The organism is Xanthocytophaga agilis, from assembly GCF_030068605.1.
GTDB classification, from domain to species: domain Bacteria; phylum Bacteroidota; class Bacteroidia; order Cytophagales; family 172606-1; genus Xanthocytophaga; species Xanthocytophaga agilis.
Genome location: NZ_JASJOU010000014.1, coordinates 204,439 through 221,690 on the forward strand (window position 1 = coordinate 204,439; position 17,252 = coordinate 221,690).

At 40.6% G+C, this 17,252-nt stretch carries 17 protein-coding genes and 8 tRNA genes; all 25 read right to left on the minus strand.

The window, feature by feature from the left end:
• Positions 1–4 precede the first annotated feature (4 nt).
• The 25 genes from QNI22_RS30805 to QNI22_RS30925 all read right to left on the minus strand — a co-directional run bounded on the left by QNI22_RS30805 (position 5) and on the right by QNI22_RS30925 (position 17,246).
• On the minus strand, positions 5–868 hold the full coding sequence (locus QNI22_RS30805) for a TIGR02452 family protein (protein WP_314516905.1): 864 nt from the start codon (positions 866–868) through the stop codon (positions 5–7).
• A gap of 532 nt (positions 869–1,400) precedes the next feature.
• On the minus strand, positions 1,401–1,952 hold the full coding sequence (locus tag QNI22_RS30810) for an RNA 2'-phosphotransferase (RefSeq protein WP_314516907.1): 552 nt from the start codon (positions 1,950–1,952) through the stop codon (positions 1,401–1,403).
• Between the two features lie 64 nt (positions 1,953–2,016).
• Positions 2,017–2,979 carry a DUF1152 domain-containing protein gene (locus tag QNI22_RS30815; protein ID WP_314516908.1) on the minus strand — a complete coding sequence of 321 codons (963 nt, stop codon included), beginning with the start codon at positions 2,977–2,979 and terminating at the stop codon, positions 2,017–2,019.
• A gap of 21 nt (positions 2,980–3,000) precedes the next feature.
• A complete protein-coding gene (locus QNI22_RS30820; RefSeq protein ID WP_314516909.1) occupies positions 3,001–3,927 on the minus strand; it encodes an ADP-ribosylglycohydrolase family protein in 927 nt (308 codons plus the stop codon).
• 64 nt (positions 3,928–3,991) lie between these two features.
• Positions 3,992–5,449: an RtcB family protein gene (locus tag QNI22_RS30825; protein ID WP_314516911.1), complete on the minus strand. Its 1,458-nt coding sequence runs from the start codon at positions 5,447–5,449 to the stop codon at positions 3,992–3,994.
• Between the two features lie 27 nt (positions 5,450–5,476).
• A complete protein-coding gene (locus tag QNI22_RS30830; protein WP_314516912.1) occupies positions 5,477–5,920 on the minus strand; it encodes a hypothetical protein in 444 nt (147 codons plus the stop codon).
• A gap of 51 nt (positions 5,921–5,971) precedes the next feature.
• Positions 5,972–6,046, minus strand: a tRNA-Arg gene (locus QNI22_RS30835).
• Between the two features lie 55 nt (positions 6,047–6,101).
• On the minus strand, positions 6,102–6,821 hold the full coding sequence (locus QNI22_RS30840) for a tRNA(His) guanylyltransferase Thg1 family protein (protein ID WP_314516914.1): 720 nt from the start codon (positions 6,819–6,821) through the stop codon (positions 6,102–6,104).
• A 24-nt stretch (positions 6,822–6,845) separates the two neighbouring features.
• A complete protein-coding gene (locus tag QNI22_RS30845; RefSeq protein WP_314516915.1) occupies positions 6,846–7,442 on the minus strand; it encodes a macro domain-containing protein in 597 nt (198 codons plus the stop codon).
• A gap of 27 nt (positions 7,443–7,469) precedes the next feature.
• The gene (locus QNI22_RS30850; RefSeq protein ID WP_314516917.1) at positions 7,470–8,267 is read right to left on the minus strand and encodes an ATP-grasp domain-containing protein; all 798 of its coding nucleotides are present in this window, start codon (positions 8,265–8,267) and stop codon (positions 7,470–7,472) included.
• Between the two features lie 25 nt (positions 8,268–8,292).
• Positions 8,293–9,375, minus strand: a complete 1,083-nt coding sequence (locus tag QNI22_RS30855) for an RNA ligase (protein WP_314516920.1) — start codon at positions 9,373–9,375, stop codon at positions 8,293–8,295.
• A gap of 32 nt (positions 9,376–9,407) precedes the next feature.
• The gene (locus QNI22_RS30860) at positions 9,408–10,397 is read right to left on the minus strand and encodes an RNA ligase (ATP) (RefSeq protein ID WP_314516923.1); all 990 of its coding nucleotides are present in this window, start codon (positions 10,395–10,397) and stop codon (positions 9,408–9,410) included.
• 357 nt (positions 10,398–10,754) lie between these two features.
• A tRNA-Arg gene (locus tag QNI22_RS30865) sits at positions 10,755–10,829 on the minus strand.
• A 14-nt stretch (positions 10,830–10,843) separates the two neighbouring features.
• Positions 10,844–10,916: transfer RNA gene (locus QNI22_RS30870), tRNA-Lys, on the minus strand.
• 84 nt (positions 10,917–11,000) lie between these two features.
• Positions 11,001–11,085, minus strand: a tRNA-Met gene (locus QNI22_RS30875).
• Between the two features lie 221 nt (positions 11,086–11,306).
• On the minus strand, positions 11,307–11,528 hold the full coding sequence (locus QNI22_RS30880) for a GTP-binding protein (RefSeq protein ID WP_313987910.1): 222 nt from the start codon (positions 11,526–11,528) through the stop codon (positions 11,307–11,309).
• Positions 11,529–11,658: 130 nt separating this feature from the next.
• Positions 11,659–12,213, minus strand: coding sequence for a hypothetical protein (locus QNI22_RS30885; RefSeq protein WP_314516925.1), 555 nt, complete (start codon positions 12,211–12,213; stop codon positions 11,659–11,661).
• A 76-nt stretch (positions 12,214–12,289) separates the two neighbouring features.
• Complete coding sequence (locus QNI22_RS30890) at positions 12,290–13,807, minus strand: TROVE domain-containing protein (protein WP_314516927.1); 1,518 nt, start codon at positions 13,805–13,807, stop codon at positions 12,290–12,292.
• A gap of 193 nt (positions 13,808–14,000) precedes the next feature.
• A tRNA-Tyr gene (locus QNI22_RS30895) sits at positions 14,001–14,084 on the minus strand.
• A gap of 157 nt (positions 14,085–14,241) precedes the next feature.
• Positions 14,242–14,316: transfer RNA gene (locus tag QNI22_RS30900), tRNA-Pro, on the minus strand.
• Positions 14,317–14,322: 6 nt separating this feature from the next.
• A tRNA-Ser gene (locus QNI22_RS30905) sits at positions 14,323–14,413 on the minus strand.
• 461 nt (positions 14,414–14,874) lie between these two features.
• The gene (locus tag QNI22_RS30910) at positions 14,875–15,042 is read right to left on the minus strand and encodes a hypothetical protein (RefSeq protein WP_313998021.1); all 168 of its coding nucleotides are present in this window, start codon (positions 15,040–15,042) and stop codon (positions 14,875–14,877) included.
• A 948-nt stretch (positions 15,043–15,990) separates the two neighbouring features.
• Positions 15,991–16,063, minus strand: a tRNA-Gly gene (locus tag QNI22_RS30915).
• 29 nt (positions 16,064–16,092) lie between these two features.
• Positions 16,093–16,545, minus strand: coding sequence for a YfiR family protein (locus tag QNI22_RS30920; protein ID WP_314516928.1), 453 nt, complete (start codon positions 16,543–16,545; stop codon positions 16,093–16,095).
• A gap of 161 nt (positions 16,546–16,706) precedes the next feature.
• Positions 16,707–17,246 carry a YfiR family protein gene (locus QNI22_RS30925; protein WP_314516929.1) on the minus strand — a complete coding sequence of 180 codons (540 nt, stop codon included), beginning with the start codon at positions 17,244–17,246 and terminating at the stop codon, positions 16,707–16,709.
• Between the last annotated feature and the right edge of the window lie 6 nt (positions 17,247–17,252).

A 17,252-nucleotide genomic window follows, 5' to 3' on the forward strand; every position in this document is an offset into this window, starting at 1 on the left:
TGTGTTAGATTTTGGGTTGTAAGAATACTTTACGAAAAGATTCAATAGTTGTTTCCTTTTCTGAACGATCCCAGACTGCAAATAGTATTTTTTCAAAAACATTCTGAAATACTGGATTGTCCATTAGATGATACCGAAAATATTCGGCTACATCTGCCGGGTTATTTCTAAATACTCCACAGCCCCATGCTCCCAATACAAGTGCCCGATAACCATGAACCATAGCTAATGAGAGCACCTTTTCTGTACGGGCTAACATCACAGATGGGATAGCTTCCTGGTCGTCTTTGTTGGAGCGCTGCATCACAACACCCGCATTGACTGCTGGTGCAGTAATAAATGAAACTGTATAAGGTGTATCCAGTAACTCATCTTCATCATCCCGAAAAACTGGAACATCGGGAGAGTAAATCATATGGTCGGTATACAGGCATGACTCCAGACCCCGATTTATCTCATACATATCCCAATGTGCTGTTTGTGTCAGATATAATCCTGATGCTCTTGCCAGACTTTCTTCCTGTGCCTGTGCACCATTCTGAAAACCTCCACCTGGATTTTTAGCTGATGCAAAATTCAGCGCCAGTACTTTTTCAAATCCCTCATTTTTGAGCGCTTGTGCTGCATACAGAGTAGCCTCATTGATTACTTCGATTGCTGTTTGTTTCTCTTCACGACGCACTATCTGATTCCGTTTGTTAAATACCTCAGCAAACATCTCTGGCTTGTAATGTAAAGAATCTTTGACCGCTTTCTGCTGTATGGCTGCTATGGATACTTTTTGACTTTTCTTATTTATATAGAATCCCTGATCCAGAATACGTAGCGTATCTCTGGCAGTGGATGCGTTTTTACTTTTCTTGCTCATATAGTTTAAGGAGTGTTAAAAGCATACGGATCTTTTATATTGCATACCTTTATAGTGATGTATTTTTTCTCTTACTCTTCTTTCCAGATGGCCAGACATTTCTTTTCTTACCAGAATTGTTCGAGTGTCAGGGTAGGAGATAGGGTACATTGAATATGTAAAGGACTTAGACAAATACTGATGACATGTGAAGCATGAACCAATGTCTACAATTTCAGTGCCGGATAATTGCAAATGGTTTTATTTCAGATACTCCATAATAGCTGTCACCTAAAGATCTACGCCTGTAGTTGCTTCTACGTGTGGGTTACGAAGCTTTCTGCAAGGTCTTCCAGATGATTTTGAAAGTGTGCCGCATAACTCTGCTAGTATATTTTCTCAAAAGCTTCTTTTTGATTGATAAACTTTCCATCCAGGCTATAATCAGTGTCCCTGTTTCCTTCTCCATATTTTTTATCTCATTCACGTTGGTGGGCCAGTCGTTGTTTTACACTTCCGGCCCTACCAATTTTACGTTCAATAACTGTCCACATTATTGGGGCAAAATAATATAGTCAACGGGTACTTCATCGGTTAACCATACGCCATTTGCCGATTTATAGAATACCTTTCCATCCTGATGCATTTCCAATGCTTTAATAGGTAATACTACAGGAACACCATGTCGGGCACCTACATTTTTAGCCGTATCTACATCTGGTGATAAATGCACATGATGTCGACTACGTTTCGCCAGACCTGATTTTCGAATAGAGGGCAGATTAGAAGCTGCTGTGCCATGATACAGAAACTCAGGTGGTGTCTGTGCCTCATACCCCAGATCAACTTGTATCGAATGTCCCTGACTAGCCCGAATCATCGATCCATCTGTACTAAAGGCAAAACGTTGCTTGTCGTTGTTGGCTACTACTTGCTTTAGTTTTTCGAGCGTTAGTTTGATCTGACTGTAGGCATTGAACTGATGAATCAGTTCGTCTACTCCTACATAACCATTTTCGTCAAGAATGATACCTATCTCATCTGGACGGTGTCTCAGTACATAACTGAGTGTTTTACTTATTTTAAATTCTTCTTTAGATGACATAATTGTATAATGTTAGTATTACTTACCTCTTTATAAACCAGAGGCATTATTTATTTGAGTCTGTTTATACCGGAATCTTTCGCATTTCCCTGACTTCTGACAATTGTTGCCGATAATCATACAGACCTTGATTAAGCTGCCCACGTGTTTGTGAGTTAGCTATATAAGTATAGTACTTAAGATTGTGTACTACATCTTGTACCTGATAGCACCAGTAAATAGACATCAGTGAATTAATCCAGAGTTCACTACCGCTGGTACGGAGGGTGCGGTGGAAGTCTCCGAATTTTCCTTCTATGGCACTAACGATAGAGTTAGATACAATACTCTGACGTTCCATGTGCTGATTAACATAGTTAACAGCAGACATATACTTTTCAACTTCCGGCATAGTAGGTAGCAAATGAAAACTTCCCAGAAAACCTCCTTCCGCCAGTATCTTCGAGGTGTTTTCCAGAAAGCGGAAGTGTGAAACGCCATGAAACCGATCTACTCCAAAGCCCAGACAAACCAGTAGTTTATTTTTAACAGACGTTTTATTAACTGCTACCAGTGAACAACTATCTTCCAGAGGTGTACCCAGTTCTTCTTCATCTCCAAACATCAAACTGTCGGTTCCTCCATCTATCAGAATCACTGTATCGATGGAATGTCTTTCTATAATCTGATCATAGATTTTCTTGGTTGGTTGCACACCTGAAAGCTCAAATGCATAGATGTTAACCTGTTCTTGTTGTTCAGTTAAAAACCAGTCTGCCAGGTATTTTTCAGGAAAGTAGTTGATCTGGTGGTTGTTCTTATCACCTGCCTTAACCAGATAACACTGATCAAATACTTTCTCAGAGTTGGTCATCGGTAAATATGTAAATGACAGGTTAGCCAGATGCACTTCCTTTCCCATTGCTTTCAAAGCAAAATAAAGTGGCAAACCACAGTATATATCATATCCGCCTCCAGCTCCGGCAAGTAAGATACTTTTGGAGTTTTCAAGCGTTTTAAAAAGAGGTATTTCTGAAAGTTTGAACATAGTTGTCGTATTTAAGAATAGTTACAAAAAATGAAGGAATATACTATCATAAATGGATTCCGTTGTCTGAATCCATTTGTCAGGAATGGCTTGCTTACCAGCTGATAATGACACAATACTCCCTACTATCGCACAAGTGGTATCTCGATCTCCCAATCCATTCACTGTAGTCCAGATAGCTTCTTCGTAATTATAAAGATGATGTGCTACCACCCAAAGTGTAAAGGGAACAGTACGTTGAGCTGTAATATCTGAACCGTTGCCAAGTACATCTACAATGGTTTGTATGTTTGTATTGGGCGATAGATGAATACCTCTTCTACTTCTGGATAATGTTTCACCTTCTGGTATATACTCACATACTTTTTCGATAAACTCCTGAGGCGATAATTGTACCTGAAACAACGATATCTGACAGGCTAAGGCGGCTGCAATAGCTATTGCAATGGCACCTGCCTGCCCCTCTGGATGAAAATGTGTTACTTCTGCGGAGAGACATGCCTGTTCTGCTGCTTTGGGTAAATCATCATAAAAGTAGGCACCAATTAAACCTGCACGCATTGCTGCTCCATTTCCCATTGAGCCCATTCCATCAAATACAGAGGAAGAAACAATTTGCCAGTCACTACCTGCACCTATTTGCCGTAATATACTATGGGCTGTTCCTCCATATCCTCGTCTATCATCTTTCTGGTAGTTATCTGCAAAAGTTTGGGCAAGGACATCCTGATTAATCTCTCCATACTGTTGCAGACTGGCATATACTCCCATTGCCATAACGGTATCATCCGTAAAATGCCAGGGTGCGGAAGGCATCCACCGATTAGTCAAATAAGTTTCAAGTTGACCAGGAGGTAGGAAAAACTTTTCTCCAAATGCATCTCCAACTGCCAGACCCAATAAGGATTGTTCTGCCAGTTGAAGTCGGTGGGTATGTGTTGTTCTCATAGTTATAGCTGTAAATTACGAAAAATCCGATCATTCAGGTTATTGACCCGAATGACCGGATAGATTATCCTTCCCAACCTTTGGTACGTTTATCCGGATCTGCCATACGTACGATCTTAGGTGTGAACCGAGCAAGTACTTCAACCAGATCATTTTGATAACTCATAACCTGATTAATGTCCTTATACACCATAGGTGCTTCATCCAGATCTCCTCCAATCAATGTGACTCCTTTATCAGTCAGTACTTGTTTGAGTTCTGGTCTGGTAATCGTTTTTAAGGCTTTGGAACGGGATAACAGTCTGCCTGCACCATGTGAAGCAGAACAGATCGATGAAGAATCCCCCTTGCCACGTACTACAAAACCGGGTTGTGTCATCGAACCAGGTATAATACCCATTACACCTTTACCTGCTGGGGTAGCTCCTTTGCGATGTACCATTACTTCCCGGCCATCTGCCAGGGTCTCTTTCCATGCAAAGTTGTGATGGTTCTCAACCATCGCTACAGGTTTACTGCCAATAGCCTGTGCTAGCCGGCGATGGATCTGATGATGACATGCAGAGGCATATTCACCTGCCAGATTCATTCCAATCCAGTATTCCTGCCCTTCTTCGGTATTCAGATCTAGCCAGGCCAGATGTTGTGCTTCTCGGGGAAGTTTCGTCTTTTCTGTTGCAATCTTTGAGTAGTGAGTAGCAATATTAGCCCCAAATCCTCTTGATCCCGAATGACTTAGTAACGCCAGATACTTGCCCTTCGGTAACTTCAATTCTGGTGTTTGCTCTGTAATATCCAGAATACCCAATTCCACAAAGTGATTGCCAGTACCTGAGGTGCCTAATTGTTTTTCTGCCTTGTAACGCAACTGTCTGATCTGAGCAGTTGATTTCCATTCAGGTAAATCGAAAATGGTATCTGATAACTGGTCTCTATTTTCTCCATCCAGGCCAAAGTAGGTATGATCTAACAGATGTTGTTTCAGTAGTTTTGTTTTCTGATCCAGAAAAATAGCATTGATGTCAAACACAGACAGACACATTCTACAGGCAATATCAACTCCTACTGCATAAGGAATGATGATATTAGGTTCTGTAGCTAGTACTCCTCCAATAGGCAGTCCATATCCTGAGTGCGCATCAGGCATTAGGGCTCCTGCTACTGCTACTGGTAGTTGCATAGCTGCATTCATCTGATGTTTGGCGTCATCTGATATGTGCTCAGTTCCATAAATTGGATAAGCCAAGGGATCAGTCCGTAACTCAAACGATTGGACAATGGCCTGGGATTTTTTGAACAAAGATGCCCTGCTTTTTACTTCCTCTGCCAGTTCGGCAAACAATTCATTGGAGGTATAGCTATCCGGATTCTTTAATAATTCTTTATAAAAAGCCAGTAAAGCTTCTTTTGTATAGGTTTTATTTTTAATCAGACTTTTGGCTAATCTGCCTGCCAGTTCCAGCAAGGCTTCATCTTTAATACCAATTGCCTTTAATTCGTTATTATTTAATTTATTGCTCATAAGATTACATGAGCGAATCTGTTTTTTTTATTCGCTCAACGGTTTTATATCAGGCTCAACCCATTCCTTTCGGGCTTGTACTGAAAATACCTGCTCCCGACTGTAATAGTTAAGTGGGAGAGATGTTGGATATTTTTCTTCTACAAGTTGATTGGCCAGAGCTTCGATAGAGGTTTCTAAAATATGTTTTTCCAGGAATTTTGCTACTACAGAAATCCAGAAAAGGGTTAGCGTTTCATGGTAGCCGGACGTATCAGTATTCTGACCTCCGGATGCTATATTGTATTTCTGTATACCTTCACAAATTCTGGGAATCGCCTCGTTGCTGGAGTAAGACCACAGATACCACAATGCCATCAGCAAGTGTGCTTCGTGTGTCCACTTTTCTTTCGGAAGCGTTCCACTCTCAAAGCCGTAAATCAACTCCCTGATATCTGCGGCGGTTATTTGTGCTATACCTTCTGTGGTCATTGTGAAATAAATGTTTTGCAGGTTTATGTATAATTAAATTGTGATGTACATTGGTTACCCCGGAATGATTCGAACATTCATTTGTCGGGTAGAAGCCGACCGTCCTATCCCTTGGACGACAGGGCAATGGTTTGAATTAGCTTAATGTAATCCCTGCTACACTAAGTAGCAGGGAATTTAATTATTCTGTTGATACAGGCATTAATAAGTTTTGCAGAAAGGCCCGATCCTGAGTAAAAATTGGAACATCACTTACAGTCCATCGATTGCGTAAAGCACCTTGTTTTTCAAAGGATTCTTTGGAGATGATGCGTCCTCTTTTGTATCGGGGAGCATAGTTATTCCAGTTGATGCCTTTCTGAAAAATCAACTCCTGTTTTTGATCGCTGCTCTTATTGGTCAACTCTTTGTGGGTATACAATGACTGAGCTACATTAGAGATGGAGTTTCGGGTAGCATCCTGTTGTCTCCAGATAAAGTAGTTTTCAACTTCTATCTGAAATGGAATAGTAAATACCCGACTGTCAAAATATGCCAGTTTCCCTGGTCTCAATTCATTGAACTTCGCTGTCGCCAGACTAGCAGAGATGGAAACCATTTTCTGAATATTGCCATCAAACCAGGCAGCAGTAGTGAGTTTATCAAAATCAGTTAGAGCAATAGAAATCTCATCTGATTGCACATACGCAAAGCGAGCTCCCTGAATATTGGCACATAAAAAGCTGGCAGTTGTATCCATATCCTGCATAAACTGATCATCAAAAGGGCGGACTAATCCACGGGTATAGGTGTGAAATGCCTTTCCATCTATTCTGATAATGGTATAGGTACGTCTGGGTAAGGCAAACCGGGTTCTGTCTTCATAGTACATTTTCATCCGGTCGCCTAAAGTATCTTTCATAGTTGTAGTTATTAAAATTGATTGCTAATTCCAGAGCATTCCAGCCGGATTGAGTTCTATCTGGAATTTCTGAGCATCACCAAAGTTGTCAAGCTTTCTTTTCTTCTGAAGGATAATATCTTCATAAGCATAAAACATCTGACGGGCAGCTATCCTATAAGGCATTTTACCCACTCCGGTACAAAGTCCGGGAATGGCTACCGTTGCTATATCAGGATGAGATGTTGTGGCAACTAAGATTGCCTTCATTGCCAGATATGCATTCAAAGAAGCATGGATCATGAAATCCATTGGTACTCGCATGGTAGGTGCCGAAATCAGATAAGGGATTTTTGAATCAAAGGTTGGGATCACCAACGCCTTGCCTATCAGCAATTCTCGTTCTGGCAATTCCGAGATCTCTTTTTGTACTCTGTCCTGCAAATCCCAGCCAAACCGCTCAGAAAGTAGATAATCTAAGCCTCCATCCATAAATCCAAACGAGTTTGCCGGACTCACAATGGCATCACAACTAAGTTGTGTGATATCCGTGTTAAGGATTTGGACATCGGGCTGATCCCGGAAGTATTCTCTCCAGGCTTCGCCCAGTCCCTGTTCTTTATAAGCTAATAAAAGTTTCATAGTTGTAGTTGTTAAGGTTGGAAAACCTTATTGTTTTACCCACTGTATAGCGAAGTCAATAAATGCTTCACGCACAAAAGGAAACACAGTGACATTGGGGATATGATTTACTTCCAGAAGATACTTCTTTCCATCAATACCTATCATATAGTCAATGCCTACTATCTGAAAATGGAAGTAGTTTGCTAAACGTTTTGCATCTTCTTCCAGGTCTGAATCAACAAGCATTTGAGCTGCATCCGGGTGATGAATAGACTTGAGCCAGTCTTCCCCTTTCAGGTGAATTTGCCAGACTTTATCACCAATAAGCATAATCCGAACAGCGTCGCCTTCTATAAAAGGTTCGTAAACTGTTATTTCATCCGGAGATGTCCATGTATCCTGAATACGTGCTTTGTTTTCTCCACAGTGCCAGTTACTCCATTTCGCTACAGTAGGTTGCTGAGCATGCCATTCACCTGAAGTAAGAGACATTCCTCTTGGAATATCTCCAAATTTCGTAACACGTAGTGCTCTTACCAGTCCAGAATGTCGAAGTCGGCAATCCATCATACCTCCGGCGTCTGGAAGGCAAGGCCCATTCCATAGAGCTAATAGTGTTAGAAAATCAAAATCATTTTCGAAGATACCATGGTAGATTACTTTGTCTACCTTTAGGAAAGTACCAGGATGTAAACGACTCTCCACATACAAGTTGCCATCAACCAGCTTACTCAGTGGCAGGTGTTCATAAACAACTGTCAGGCAGTCGAGTTGACTGGTAATTGCGGTAACTTCCGGCGGTTCAAGGCCAACCAGAAGTAATCGTGGTTTCGGACTAAGCATAATTTCATAGTTGTAGATTCATTTTTTACATTTTATTCAGTACATCCAGTAAAGCCTGAGTTTTCATCTCATAAAGATAGGTTTTCACAGAATGCACTTTTTGATCCCGTAACTGAAAGAATACACCTGGAATTTTGGTGCTACTGGCACTAATACCAAAGGTTTTTCTATCCTCAATATCTTTGATCTGATTCCAATGAGTCTCCAATTCATAAATTAGGGCATCATATTTCAATTTTAGTTTCTGATAAGGCTCTGTATATTCCTTCATATAAGAGAGAAACTCTGAACCTTCATTGGTTTTGATAATTTCCAGCAGATACCGATGAGTAGTTTTGTCTTCAATCCCTCTCAGGAATCCTATACTTATATATTGCAGAGATTTTATTTTAACCCGGTTAAAGTTTGCATCACATACTACAAAGCCTTCCTGTTTCATGGGATTCAGCTGCTTGCCAGCTTCCAATACTTCTTCAAGTTTGGTTAACGGAAAGGACGGGACGGCATCCCATTTGTATTTTACTGCTACTGTTTCCGGAAATTCTTCCTGCAGGGTTTTCGTATTTCTGGCACCTAACAGAGCCAGATTGTTTTCTGTATAAGGCACTACTATTTGTGTATAGGGAGAGGTAAGCTCGAACACATAACACCAATCTGTTTCAGTAGGTAGTTTATATCCCTTACTTTTCCATGTGTTCCAGAACAATTCACTCATGGTAAAAGTCTGGTCTCTGATCAGCCCTGAGGCATCGGGTAAACTGGCAGAGGCTATATGCCAGGCTCCATTATAAAAATAGAGTGTCATAATAGACCCATCTATCTTTTCATATACCCGTGCCTGAGTCCAATCTATAGTGGATGCATAAAACTCATCGTAATTGAAAAACTTTTTGAAAGGAAAAGATACAATCTCCCAATTGTTTGACTCATCCAGAATAATCCCCCGACATTCCTGAACCACAGGTTCACGCATAGGGGACTCAAGCTGATCATATTTTAATTGTACCAGATGAGGATACTGCTTATGTCTGTTGACCCGTATCCCATATTGTGTAGTCAGGTCATTCAGAGACTTGCTCCGTAAGAATGTTTGTACCTGTAATTCCATATCTCTAAAGAGGGATTTTCGTTTGAATCAATTTATTCGTATTTCAATAAGAATTCCGGATTGATGGCTTTAAAAGATACTCTACCTAGTGTACCCACCTTTTCTGTCAGAGGCCTGATAACAATACCTTCCCGCCAGACAGCTGGATTCAATACGGACTTTGCTTTTGATTTTTCAACCAGTGCCTGGATATCATTGCTAAGAGCAAAGTCAGTTTCCAGAACAGGTACGGGTGTCAGACCCAACTGAGTTATCGTTTTCTGAAAGCCTTCGAAATCGAGGTACTTATACTGATCAATGTCAAATACATTGAAGAATTGTACTGTCTGACCTTTTAATTTGTACAGGTTACCCTGAATGCCTTCCCCAATGATCTCACCTTGCAGCGCAAAGTTTCCATTCAGGCTTCTCAGTTTTTCTTCGATTTTTAATGTTCTGGCTACTTTCCATAAGGAGTTATCTGGTGTTTCGAACAATTCCAGGTTTCTGCTGCATACACCAAATTCTCCATTTCTGAGGTAGTACGTTACAGAAGATCCATCCAATTTTTCTGTGACGTAACATGTGTCACCCTGACAGGCATCCAATAGTTCCTGAAGTACCTGCACTCTGGTTTCATCTGTTTTTGGAATAAAACTGGGAAACAGGCCTTTGGCTATTCCTGCCAATTGAGCAGGTACAGGTGGTTCATATTTGATAATGCCCAAAATATCCGTTACATCCAGATCCTCAGTGATAGGTGTATCTTTTGGCAGAATATGTAATGGAAAACAAATACCCTGAGAAACCTGACCTCTCAGCCGTACTGTACGTATTCTCATACCCCTGGCTTTAAGAAATTCAAACTCAGGTTTTTCAGGCAGCAGACTGTCGATTTCACAGTATACACAGAGGTCGCCAACGGCAAATTCGCCTTTTTTGACCACCAGTTGCCAGCCAAGGACAGTTGCCTTTTCAATGGCGTCTGCTTCTGGAATAGGCTCCAGATTTTTGATTCGTTGAATCGATGCTAATTTTCTCATAGTCGTAGTGTAGTATTGATTGATACCATTAATTGAATAAAAACTAAAAGGGTAACTGGCAATCAGAGTCTTATTACGGGCTTTTACCGCATCTTCCTGTTTACACAGGACGCTTTGTCTCGATTAAGCTATAGCATACAAGGGTATGATAGAAGTACCTCTGATTTACGACACCTTTTATATAGGAATAAATTCAGAAAGTTGTTACTACATTGAGGAGTGACAGGCAAAAAGAGCACATTTCTCTACCATTGAGCTATCCTGCCTAAGCAGAAGCAGGAATCGAACCTGCAACCTTTCAATTTTGAATCGAACGAAGTATCTCTTTTTTACGACATCCCATGTAGTACACTCCCTTGGTTGCTTCGAAACGAGTCGAACGTTTATCTGCTGGTTCGTAGCCAGCTGTCCTATCCTTTGAACGACGAAGCAATAGTATTTTTAGGTTCGCCCGATGGGATTTGAACCCATGACTCCCTCATTAAAAGTGAGGTACTCTAGCCACTGAGTTACGGGCGAATAAAAAGAGGCGATAAGCGAAGAATCAAATAATCAATTTTAGATCCGTAGTCTAACGAAGTAACATTTTCCAACGGCACTCTTTGGTTGCGGAAGCGGGACTCGAACCCGCGAGGCACAAGGCGGAGGCTTATGAGACCTCTCAGATACCAGCTACTGTCATTCCGCAATCATGTGTTTTCTGTTTGAGTCAAGAAGAATTGGGGTAACTAACGAAAAGAGACTATTACATTGCTCTACCACTGAGCTACTCTATCATAAATAGTGATAAAGGCAGGATTCGAACCTGCGACCCATGGCGTTAAAGGCGAAGTAACTCTTCTCTACGACACCCAATATTTTAGAGGAGAGTGTTAGTTTACAATCGTACACTAACACTCCTTACACTCTTTATTCTTTTACAGTCCAGTAGAACTTGACACAAGAGGACTTAATGGTAATGCCACGTTGTTGTTCTTCGGGCATACTATCTGTAACTGTATTGCCACCATCTACGCTACCACGCCGATGAATGGCTTCTGCTAAGAAGAGTATTTCTTCCGAGAGTGTGGTTTTACCAGAGTCGACATGGGCAATAAAGCCGATATTGCGGAGGTTTTGTAAATCTTTCATAGTTTTCAAGTTGTAGTTTTCAATAATTGTAAAAATTTATAAGTGAAAAGAATCTTTTCCGATTACGACTCTATACGATGAGGTACAGTCATCAGTCAAGTATTTCTTTTCTACAATACCTTTCTTGTAATCAATTTTGTCTAAGCTTATTTTTTTCCTTCCGCCAGCGATAAAGTAGTTCTGCTTTTCTCTGTCTTTGTGTATCCACTTGAATTGAATTAATGTCTGCAATCCTATAACATGCCAGACCATTATCTTCTCCAAGTGTACCAATAGAGTGAATAATCACACAATCATCGCCAGTTTCGCGTACAAAGCCTGTTTCAAGTGTATCGTTAACTTCAAGAGAAATCAGCTTTTCCAGAAATTGCTTAAGTACATTCATTGGCCATTCGTTGATAAGAGAGCTTTCCAGTTCCTGCACTGTCTGTGTCTCCAGTAGCTGGCTATTTTGAATCAAGTGGTCAAAGGATCTTGTATAGTCATTTGTAAATTCTACTCTTTCAATGTTATAGGTCTTTATTACAATGATTCCATCCGGTTTCCCAAGAGTGCTAAAGTGTTGAAGGTCTATGGTTTCTGAGGTATAGTTTAGGATATAGCCCAACCAGAATTTGCTATCTCCCCGTAAATAGATAGAGAGTAACTTTTTCTGTGTTTTCGAAATCTCAAATAGTTTTTCCATTGGGAGTGAGAAGTCTGTTAAAACTCTATTTACAAGCAGGTTGAGTAATGCATCATCTCAACCTGCTATTCGAATATTAAAGGATAATCTTTTCAATCTCAGCTACTGCATTGCTGCCATTTTCAATGGCCTCCAGTATATCAAATACTTTGTCTGACCAACCTGCAATCATGAATACATCATTACTTTCAGTCCGTAGTGGCATTTGTCCGTAGCCTGCCAGATCAAAAAGGTAGATTTTAGCATTGGGAGCAATCTGTTTGTATTTGCCCCATAGTTTGGCAATGTTGTTGCCATCACCTTTGCTATTCCATAGCTGACAATCTGTGAAGAACATGACTTTGTCCACTACTTGGCCTTTGTCAATCAGATCCTGTATCACCAGATGACCATTCGTTGCGTATCCTACTTCACCTTCCCGTCTGCGTAATTCAGTGGTGTTAGCCAGAATATGGTTGCTTGCCAGATTGACTACTTTCCACCGATCACCGAAGAAACCTGAAATTACTGATTTGCTACGGGATTGTAGAAGCATAGCCAGGATCAGACCGATATCATAGTTTTGTATTCGGCTACGTGGTGAGATAAAGGTTTGCATAGAACCTGAAACATCACACGCAAGCAATACTTTTGTATTAATATCAAATCCTTTGATATTAGCTGCACTAACTTTTACCGCATCTTCCAGTGCATTTAGTATCAGTGAAGTGTATACTGTGTTCACTTCTTTCAGTTCCCGGTATGCTGCCAGAAATCGGAATGGAAGCTGTTTTGAATTTTTAACTTCTCTCTCATTGGCCAGTCGGTCTGCAACCCGATTTATATGTTGTTCACTAACTGTTGCCTGTAGGATATTTCGCAGGTTTCGTAGCAATGCCATATAACCCAGTTTACCAGAATCAATCAGTTCTTCCCATTTTGCTTTAACTGCTGCCTGACGAGTTGCTTCATTTTCAAAGGATTGCTGACCTAGTGCAGATAGTTCAACCTCCCATGTGTAAGGTACTGTCAGTCCATCATTCACGATTTTATCGAAGAGCAGTTGTTGGGTTTCATCTTTTGCTTTTGGGTGTACCAGAAACAATGCATCTCGTAGTTTCACTTCTGCCTCACGGTTGTATTTTGCAAACTGGTATTCGTCAAATTTATTGAAGGCCAGTGCAATACCTCTCTGTAGTTGTTTAGAAAGTTTTCCCAGTTTTTTGATTCCATCCCTACGGTTAGCTGCCTGGTAATAAGCTAGCAGTTCGGTAATTTCATCTGCACGTTGGATAATCCGGCTTACCATTTTGGATACCAGTTGGTCTCCTGAGTGTACCCGGACTAGCTCAACTGCCAATACCAGAGGTATAGAACGCAGATGCATTCGTTCCCTAGCATATACAGCAAGTTGTGCCACAAATACCGGATCAACCTTCTGGATCAGGATTCGGATGCGATCTATTTTCTGATCTGCCTTTTCATAGAACTGATCAGAAAGTGAAGAGGTTACTACTGCTGAATATAGTTCCAGTTCTGAAGTGATTGTATAGGCAGGTGCACCTTCATGGTTTACAATCTGGTTTTTGTTTTTAGTAAGAATATTAAATTTCATAGTTGTAGTAATTGGTTAAAGGTGATTAACGACACTTTTTAATGGTAATGCATAGTTTATAGATTGAGGCAACAGACGAAAAGTGACTTTTAAAATTGCACCATCACACCAACGTGTGAGCAGGATTTACACCTGCAAGCTCCGACTTCCAAAGTCAGCGTGTCGAAGTAACACTTTTCTACGGCACTCATAGTGGAAGCAGTAGGATTCGAACCTACTCAGCCCGAAGGCAACTGATTTACAGTCAGCTCCAACTCTCCATCTTTGGCGTACTTCCAGATTACATACAAGAGGCAACAAGCAAAAAGTCTTCTATGGGCTCTATCGAGTTACCTGTGTTCTGAAATATTAAACTATCCTGATCATTCAGGAACAGGGGTTACACCTGTACAACAGATTGGAACGAAGTATGACTTTTTTACGACACTCTTTTGTCGGGGTGGCAGGATTCGAACCTGCGGCCTCCACATCCCAAATGTGGCGCGCTAACCTGACTACGCTACACCCCGAGACCTTGGTGGAGAAGGTGGGACTCGAACCCACAATACGCTTTGACACGTACGACAGTTTAGCAAACTGCTCCGTTAACCATTCTGGCACCTCTCCATTTTTTACTTAAAAAAAGGCTACAAGCGGGAAGAGATCTGGCTTTTCGCCGTCGTCCTTATCCTGCGTATAGGACAGTGGACACGCCTTCGACATCCCAACGGGTGGGACTTGCACCTTTACAGGCATTGGCTTCGCTCTATCGGTTACCCGATATACGCTACCTTAGGACCATTATAGTATGAAGTAACTCTTCCCTACGGCACTTTTTGTTTCATTGATATTTTTTTTGCTTTCAGTGTGTCCTTTTTGAACGCTCCCGTTTGCAAACAGGAGTGGTTGGATTAACCACATCTCACTTCTGCGAATGAGGCCCACTAAGAAGGCAGGCACTACTTTGGGGGTTTATAACCCTGGAGATTTATCAGGGAATTGAACCCTTGCCATCTGCCAATAGCAGATATAATCAGCCATGATTTGATAAACCAAAAAGAAGGCAATCGGCATTATACAAATTAGCTTTACTGAAAAGAACGTCTTGCCAATTGCCTTTTGCTAATCTGTATGCTGAGGTTATATGCTGCAAGAGTCTTTCTCTCAGAATGTACTTCTGGAGTATCCGGATCTATCTGTTTTGCAGACAGTCCGGTTTTGGAATCGAACCAATATAACCGAAGTAACTCTTGCATACGACACTCATTTTGTGGCAGCCTGCCTTGGACTCCTTACAGGAATTAAACCTGTATCTCCGCATAGAAAATGCAGTGACTTTTTCCTTAGTCCAAAGGAGTAGGGGTGATAAACGAAAAATGTACATTTTGCTGCTCTAACCACTGAGCTACCATACCTGAGTATGAGAAGGATTCGAACCTCCAACCTGCCGATTATCATTCGAAGTAACATTTTTCTACGACACCCAATATCCTTATCTGAAGTGTGTCTTCAGACTTGTTTGTTGCTCCGGGACGATTCGAACGTCCATCTTCCAGTTCAAAGCCGGAAATCTTCAGCCCTTAGACGACAGAGCAGAGTGCGCCATGATTTCAAAGAACATTTCCCGATCATTATCGAGACGAATTCAGAACTTTCGAATGTTCTGAATAAATTGAAATTTGTTAACTATAAGCTTTCGCTTGTTTTCTAGCCGTTTTTCCGCTTTAGAAGCTGAAATCGTGAATTGAAAAGGGATAGAAAATAAAAAACCCGAACTTTTTGGGTTCGGGCTGTATATCTGTGTGTTGATTACTAAAGAAACCTATGGTTGGTTATTTAGAGGGTCACACTTACATACGCCCGAATATACCTCGCCTACACGGCTGTCATTACTTCTTCCGAAGTTTATCAGCATAGCCGGCTTGGTTGAACGATATGTAATGTGCTGTAACATTTCTTTGTAGTTATTTACTGGTTAATACCAAATGTGATACAAAGGTAAGCGAGATGAAATCACATTTGCAAATTTTCAATTGGAATATTTTTTTAGGAAATTACCTTATTGGGATGTTTCTTTTCAGGAAAAGAATAAAAAATACAAACTGGAAAAGCTATTATATACTTAATATACTGCGATGGGTTAAAGAGAGGAGATTTCTAGGAAAAGTGCAAGAAAAAATATTTTTAAATTTTTTCTTAAAGAGAGCGGGAGACGGGGTTCGAACCCGCGACCTCGACCTTGGCAAGGTCGCGCTCTACCAGCTGAGCTACTCCCGCTTTTGTGCCACAAATATATAAACAAAAAGTTAATTGTCAATAACTGTAGCTATACGTAACAAATCATTAGTCGCTTTTAAGCGATGTTGTTCCAACGAAAGTTTGTGTAATTCCAGTCGTAACTTATTATTTGTGTCTTTACTAAAGCATAATGTACTTCCTTTACAGGAGTTGTCGGATTTCTCGCCAATAAGTAATACCGGAAGCTTAGTTGCATTAGTGATAATTGGCTGCATCGCCTGGGTTTCTTTCGTTGAAAAGTATAGTATGTGATAATTTTCGATTACACCTACAGCATGACTGGCTGCTATCTTCTTTACTATAGTTGTTCTGCCGTTAGTGGCAGTAGTATTGGATATCATCTTATCCAGTTCACCTGCAATAGAATTGTCTCCTACAATACCTATCACAAAATCACCTTTAGGGGCACTTTCCGGCCAGTTGATATTCTTGGCAATGTTATAAATAAATATTGCTCGCATTTTGCTTTCGATATCTTGAGCAAAAAGTTGACAGTGGCTTAAGAAAATAAAAATAATTGCCAGATGACAGGTTTTTACAGAATAGAGAGACATATGTCTTTTCATGCTTGTGATTGAGTTTAGAGGCACATATAGTGGCACACAATAATATTCTGCATACGCTAGATTACTACTGCTAATGCCAAAAGCTCAGAAGATGCTTTAAGTTTATGGCTTTCCAGCATCTTTTTGTTGAGTTCCAGTTTGATCTGATCCGTTTCTTCGTCTATATATATACTTATGGTACTGCCTTTGTTGGCCATACCCATACCTTCACTAACTAGTAGAGTAGATGAGCTGCTTAGTGTATTGCTCAACTCTTTAAGTGTTTTGCTTTCTTTTTTAGATATATACAAAATATGGCAAGTTTGTAAAGTACTTGCGTTGGCATCTGAGCTAAATTTTTTGACGGCAATGTTTCGTACGCCATTAACTTTTAGTTTGGACGTTAATTTTTGTAGTTCAGCCTCTACTGGACTATCACCCAAAACTCCAATCACAAAGTCACCACTTTCTGTGTTGGGAGGCCATTTAATGTACTTGGTAAAGTTGTAAATGAAAATGCAGGTTAGTTTGCTGTCTACCTGTTGAGCTGAAGCTTGTAATACAGGTAGTACGAGACTGAATACTACTATATAAATCAGGGAATAATATTGTTTCATATTCTA

Coding starts and splice junctions, on each gene's coding strand:
- QNI22_RS30850 (WP_314516917.1), bottom strand. CDS start 8,267: ATGCTTAGTCCGAAACCACGATTACTTCTGGTTGGCCTTGAACCGCCG.
- QNI22_RS30815 (WP_314516908.1), bottom strand. CDS start 2,979: ATGTTCAAACTTTCAGAAATACCTCTTTTTAAAACGCTTGAAAACTCC.
- QNI22_RS30830 (WP_314516912.1), bottom strand. CDS start 5,920: ATGACCACAGAAGGTATAGCACAAATAACCGCCGCAGATATCAGGGAG.
- QNI22_RS30845 (WP_314516915.1), bottom strand. CDS start 7,442: ATGAAACTTTTATTAGCTTATAAAGAACAGGGACTGGGCGAAGCCTGG.
- QNI22_RS30810 (WP_314516907.1), bottom strand. CDS start 1,952: ATGTCATCTAAAGAAGAATTTAAAATAAGTAAAACACTCAGTTATGTA.
- QNI22_RS30840 (WP_314516914.1), bottom strand. CDS start 6,821: ATGAAAGATACTTTAGGCGACCGGATGAAAATGTACTATGAAGACAGA.
- QNI22_RS30920 (WP_314516928.1), bottom strand. CDS start 16,545: ATGCGAGCAATATTTATTTATAACATTGCCAAGAATATCAACTGGCCG.
- QNI22_RS30885 (WP_314516925.1), bottom strand. CDS start 12,213: ATGGAAAAACTATTTGAGATTTCGAAAACACAGAAAAAGTTACTCTCT.
- QNI22_RS30855 (WP_314516920.1), bottom strand. CDS start 9,375: ATGGAATTACAGGTACAAACATTCTTACGGAGCAAGTCTCTGAATGAC.
- QNI22_RS30805 (WP_314516905.1), bottom strand. CDS start 868: ATGAGCAAGAAAAGTAAAAACGCATCCACTGCCAGAGATACGCTACGT.
- QNI22_RS30890 (WP_314516927.1), bottom strand. CDS start 13,807: ATGAAATTTAATATTCTTACTAAAAACAAAAACCAGATTGTAAACCAT.
- QNI22_RS30820 (WP_314516909.1), bottom strand. CDS start 3,927: ATGAGAACAACACATACCCACCGACTTCAACTGGCAGAACAATCCTTA.
- QNI22_RS30910 (WP_313998021.1), bottom strand. CDS start 15,042: ATGCAAGAGTTACTTCGGTTATATTGGTTCGATTCCAAAACCGGACTG.
- QNI22_RS30925 (WP_314516929.1), bottom strand. CDS start 17,246: ATGAAACAATATTATTCCCTGATTTATATAGTAGTATTCAGTCTCGTA.
- QNI22_RS30825 (WP_314516911.1), bottom strand. CDS start 5,449: ATGAGCAATAAATTAAATAATAACGAATTAAAGGCAATTGGTATTAAA.
- QNI22_RS30880 (WP_313987910.1), bottom strand. CDS start 11,528: ATGAAAGATTTACAAAACCTCCGCAATATCGGCTTTATTGCCCATGTC.
- QNI22_RS30860 (WP_314516923.1), bottom strand. CDS start 10,397: ATGAGAAAATTAGCATCGATTCAACGAATCAAAAATCTGGAGCCTATT.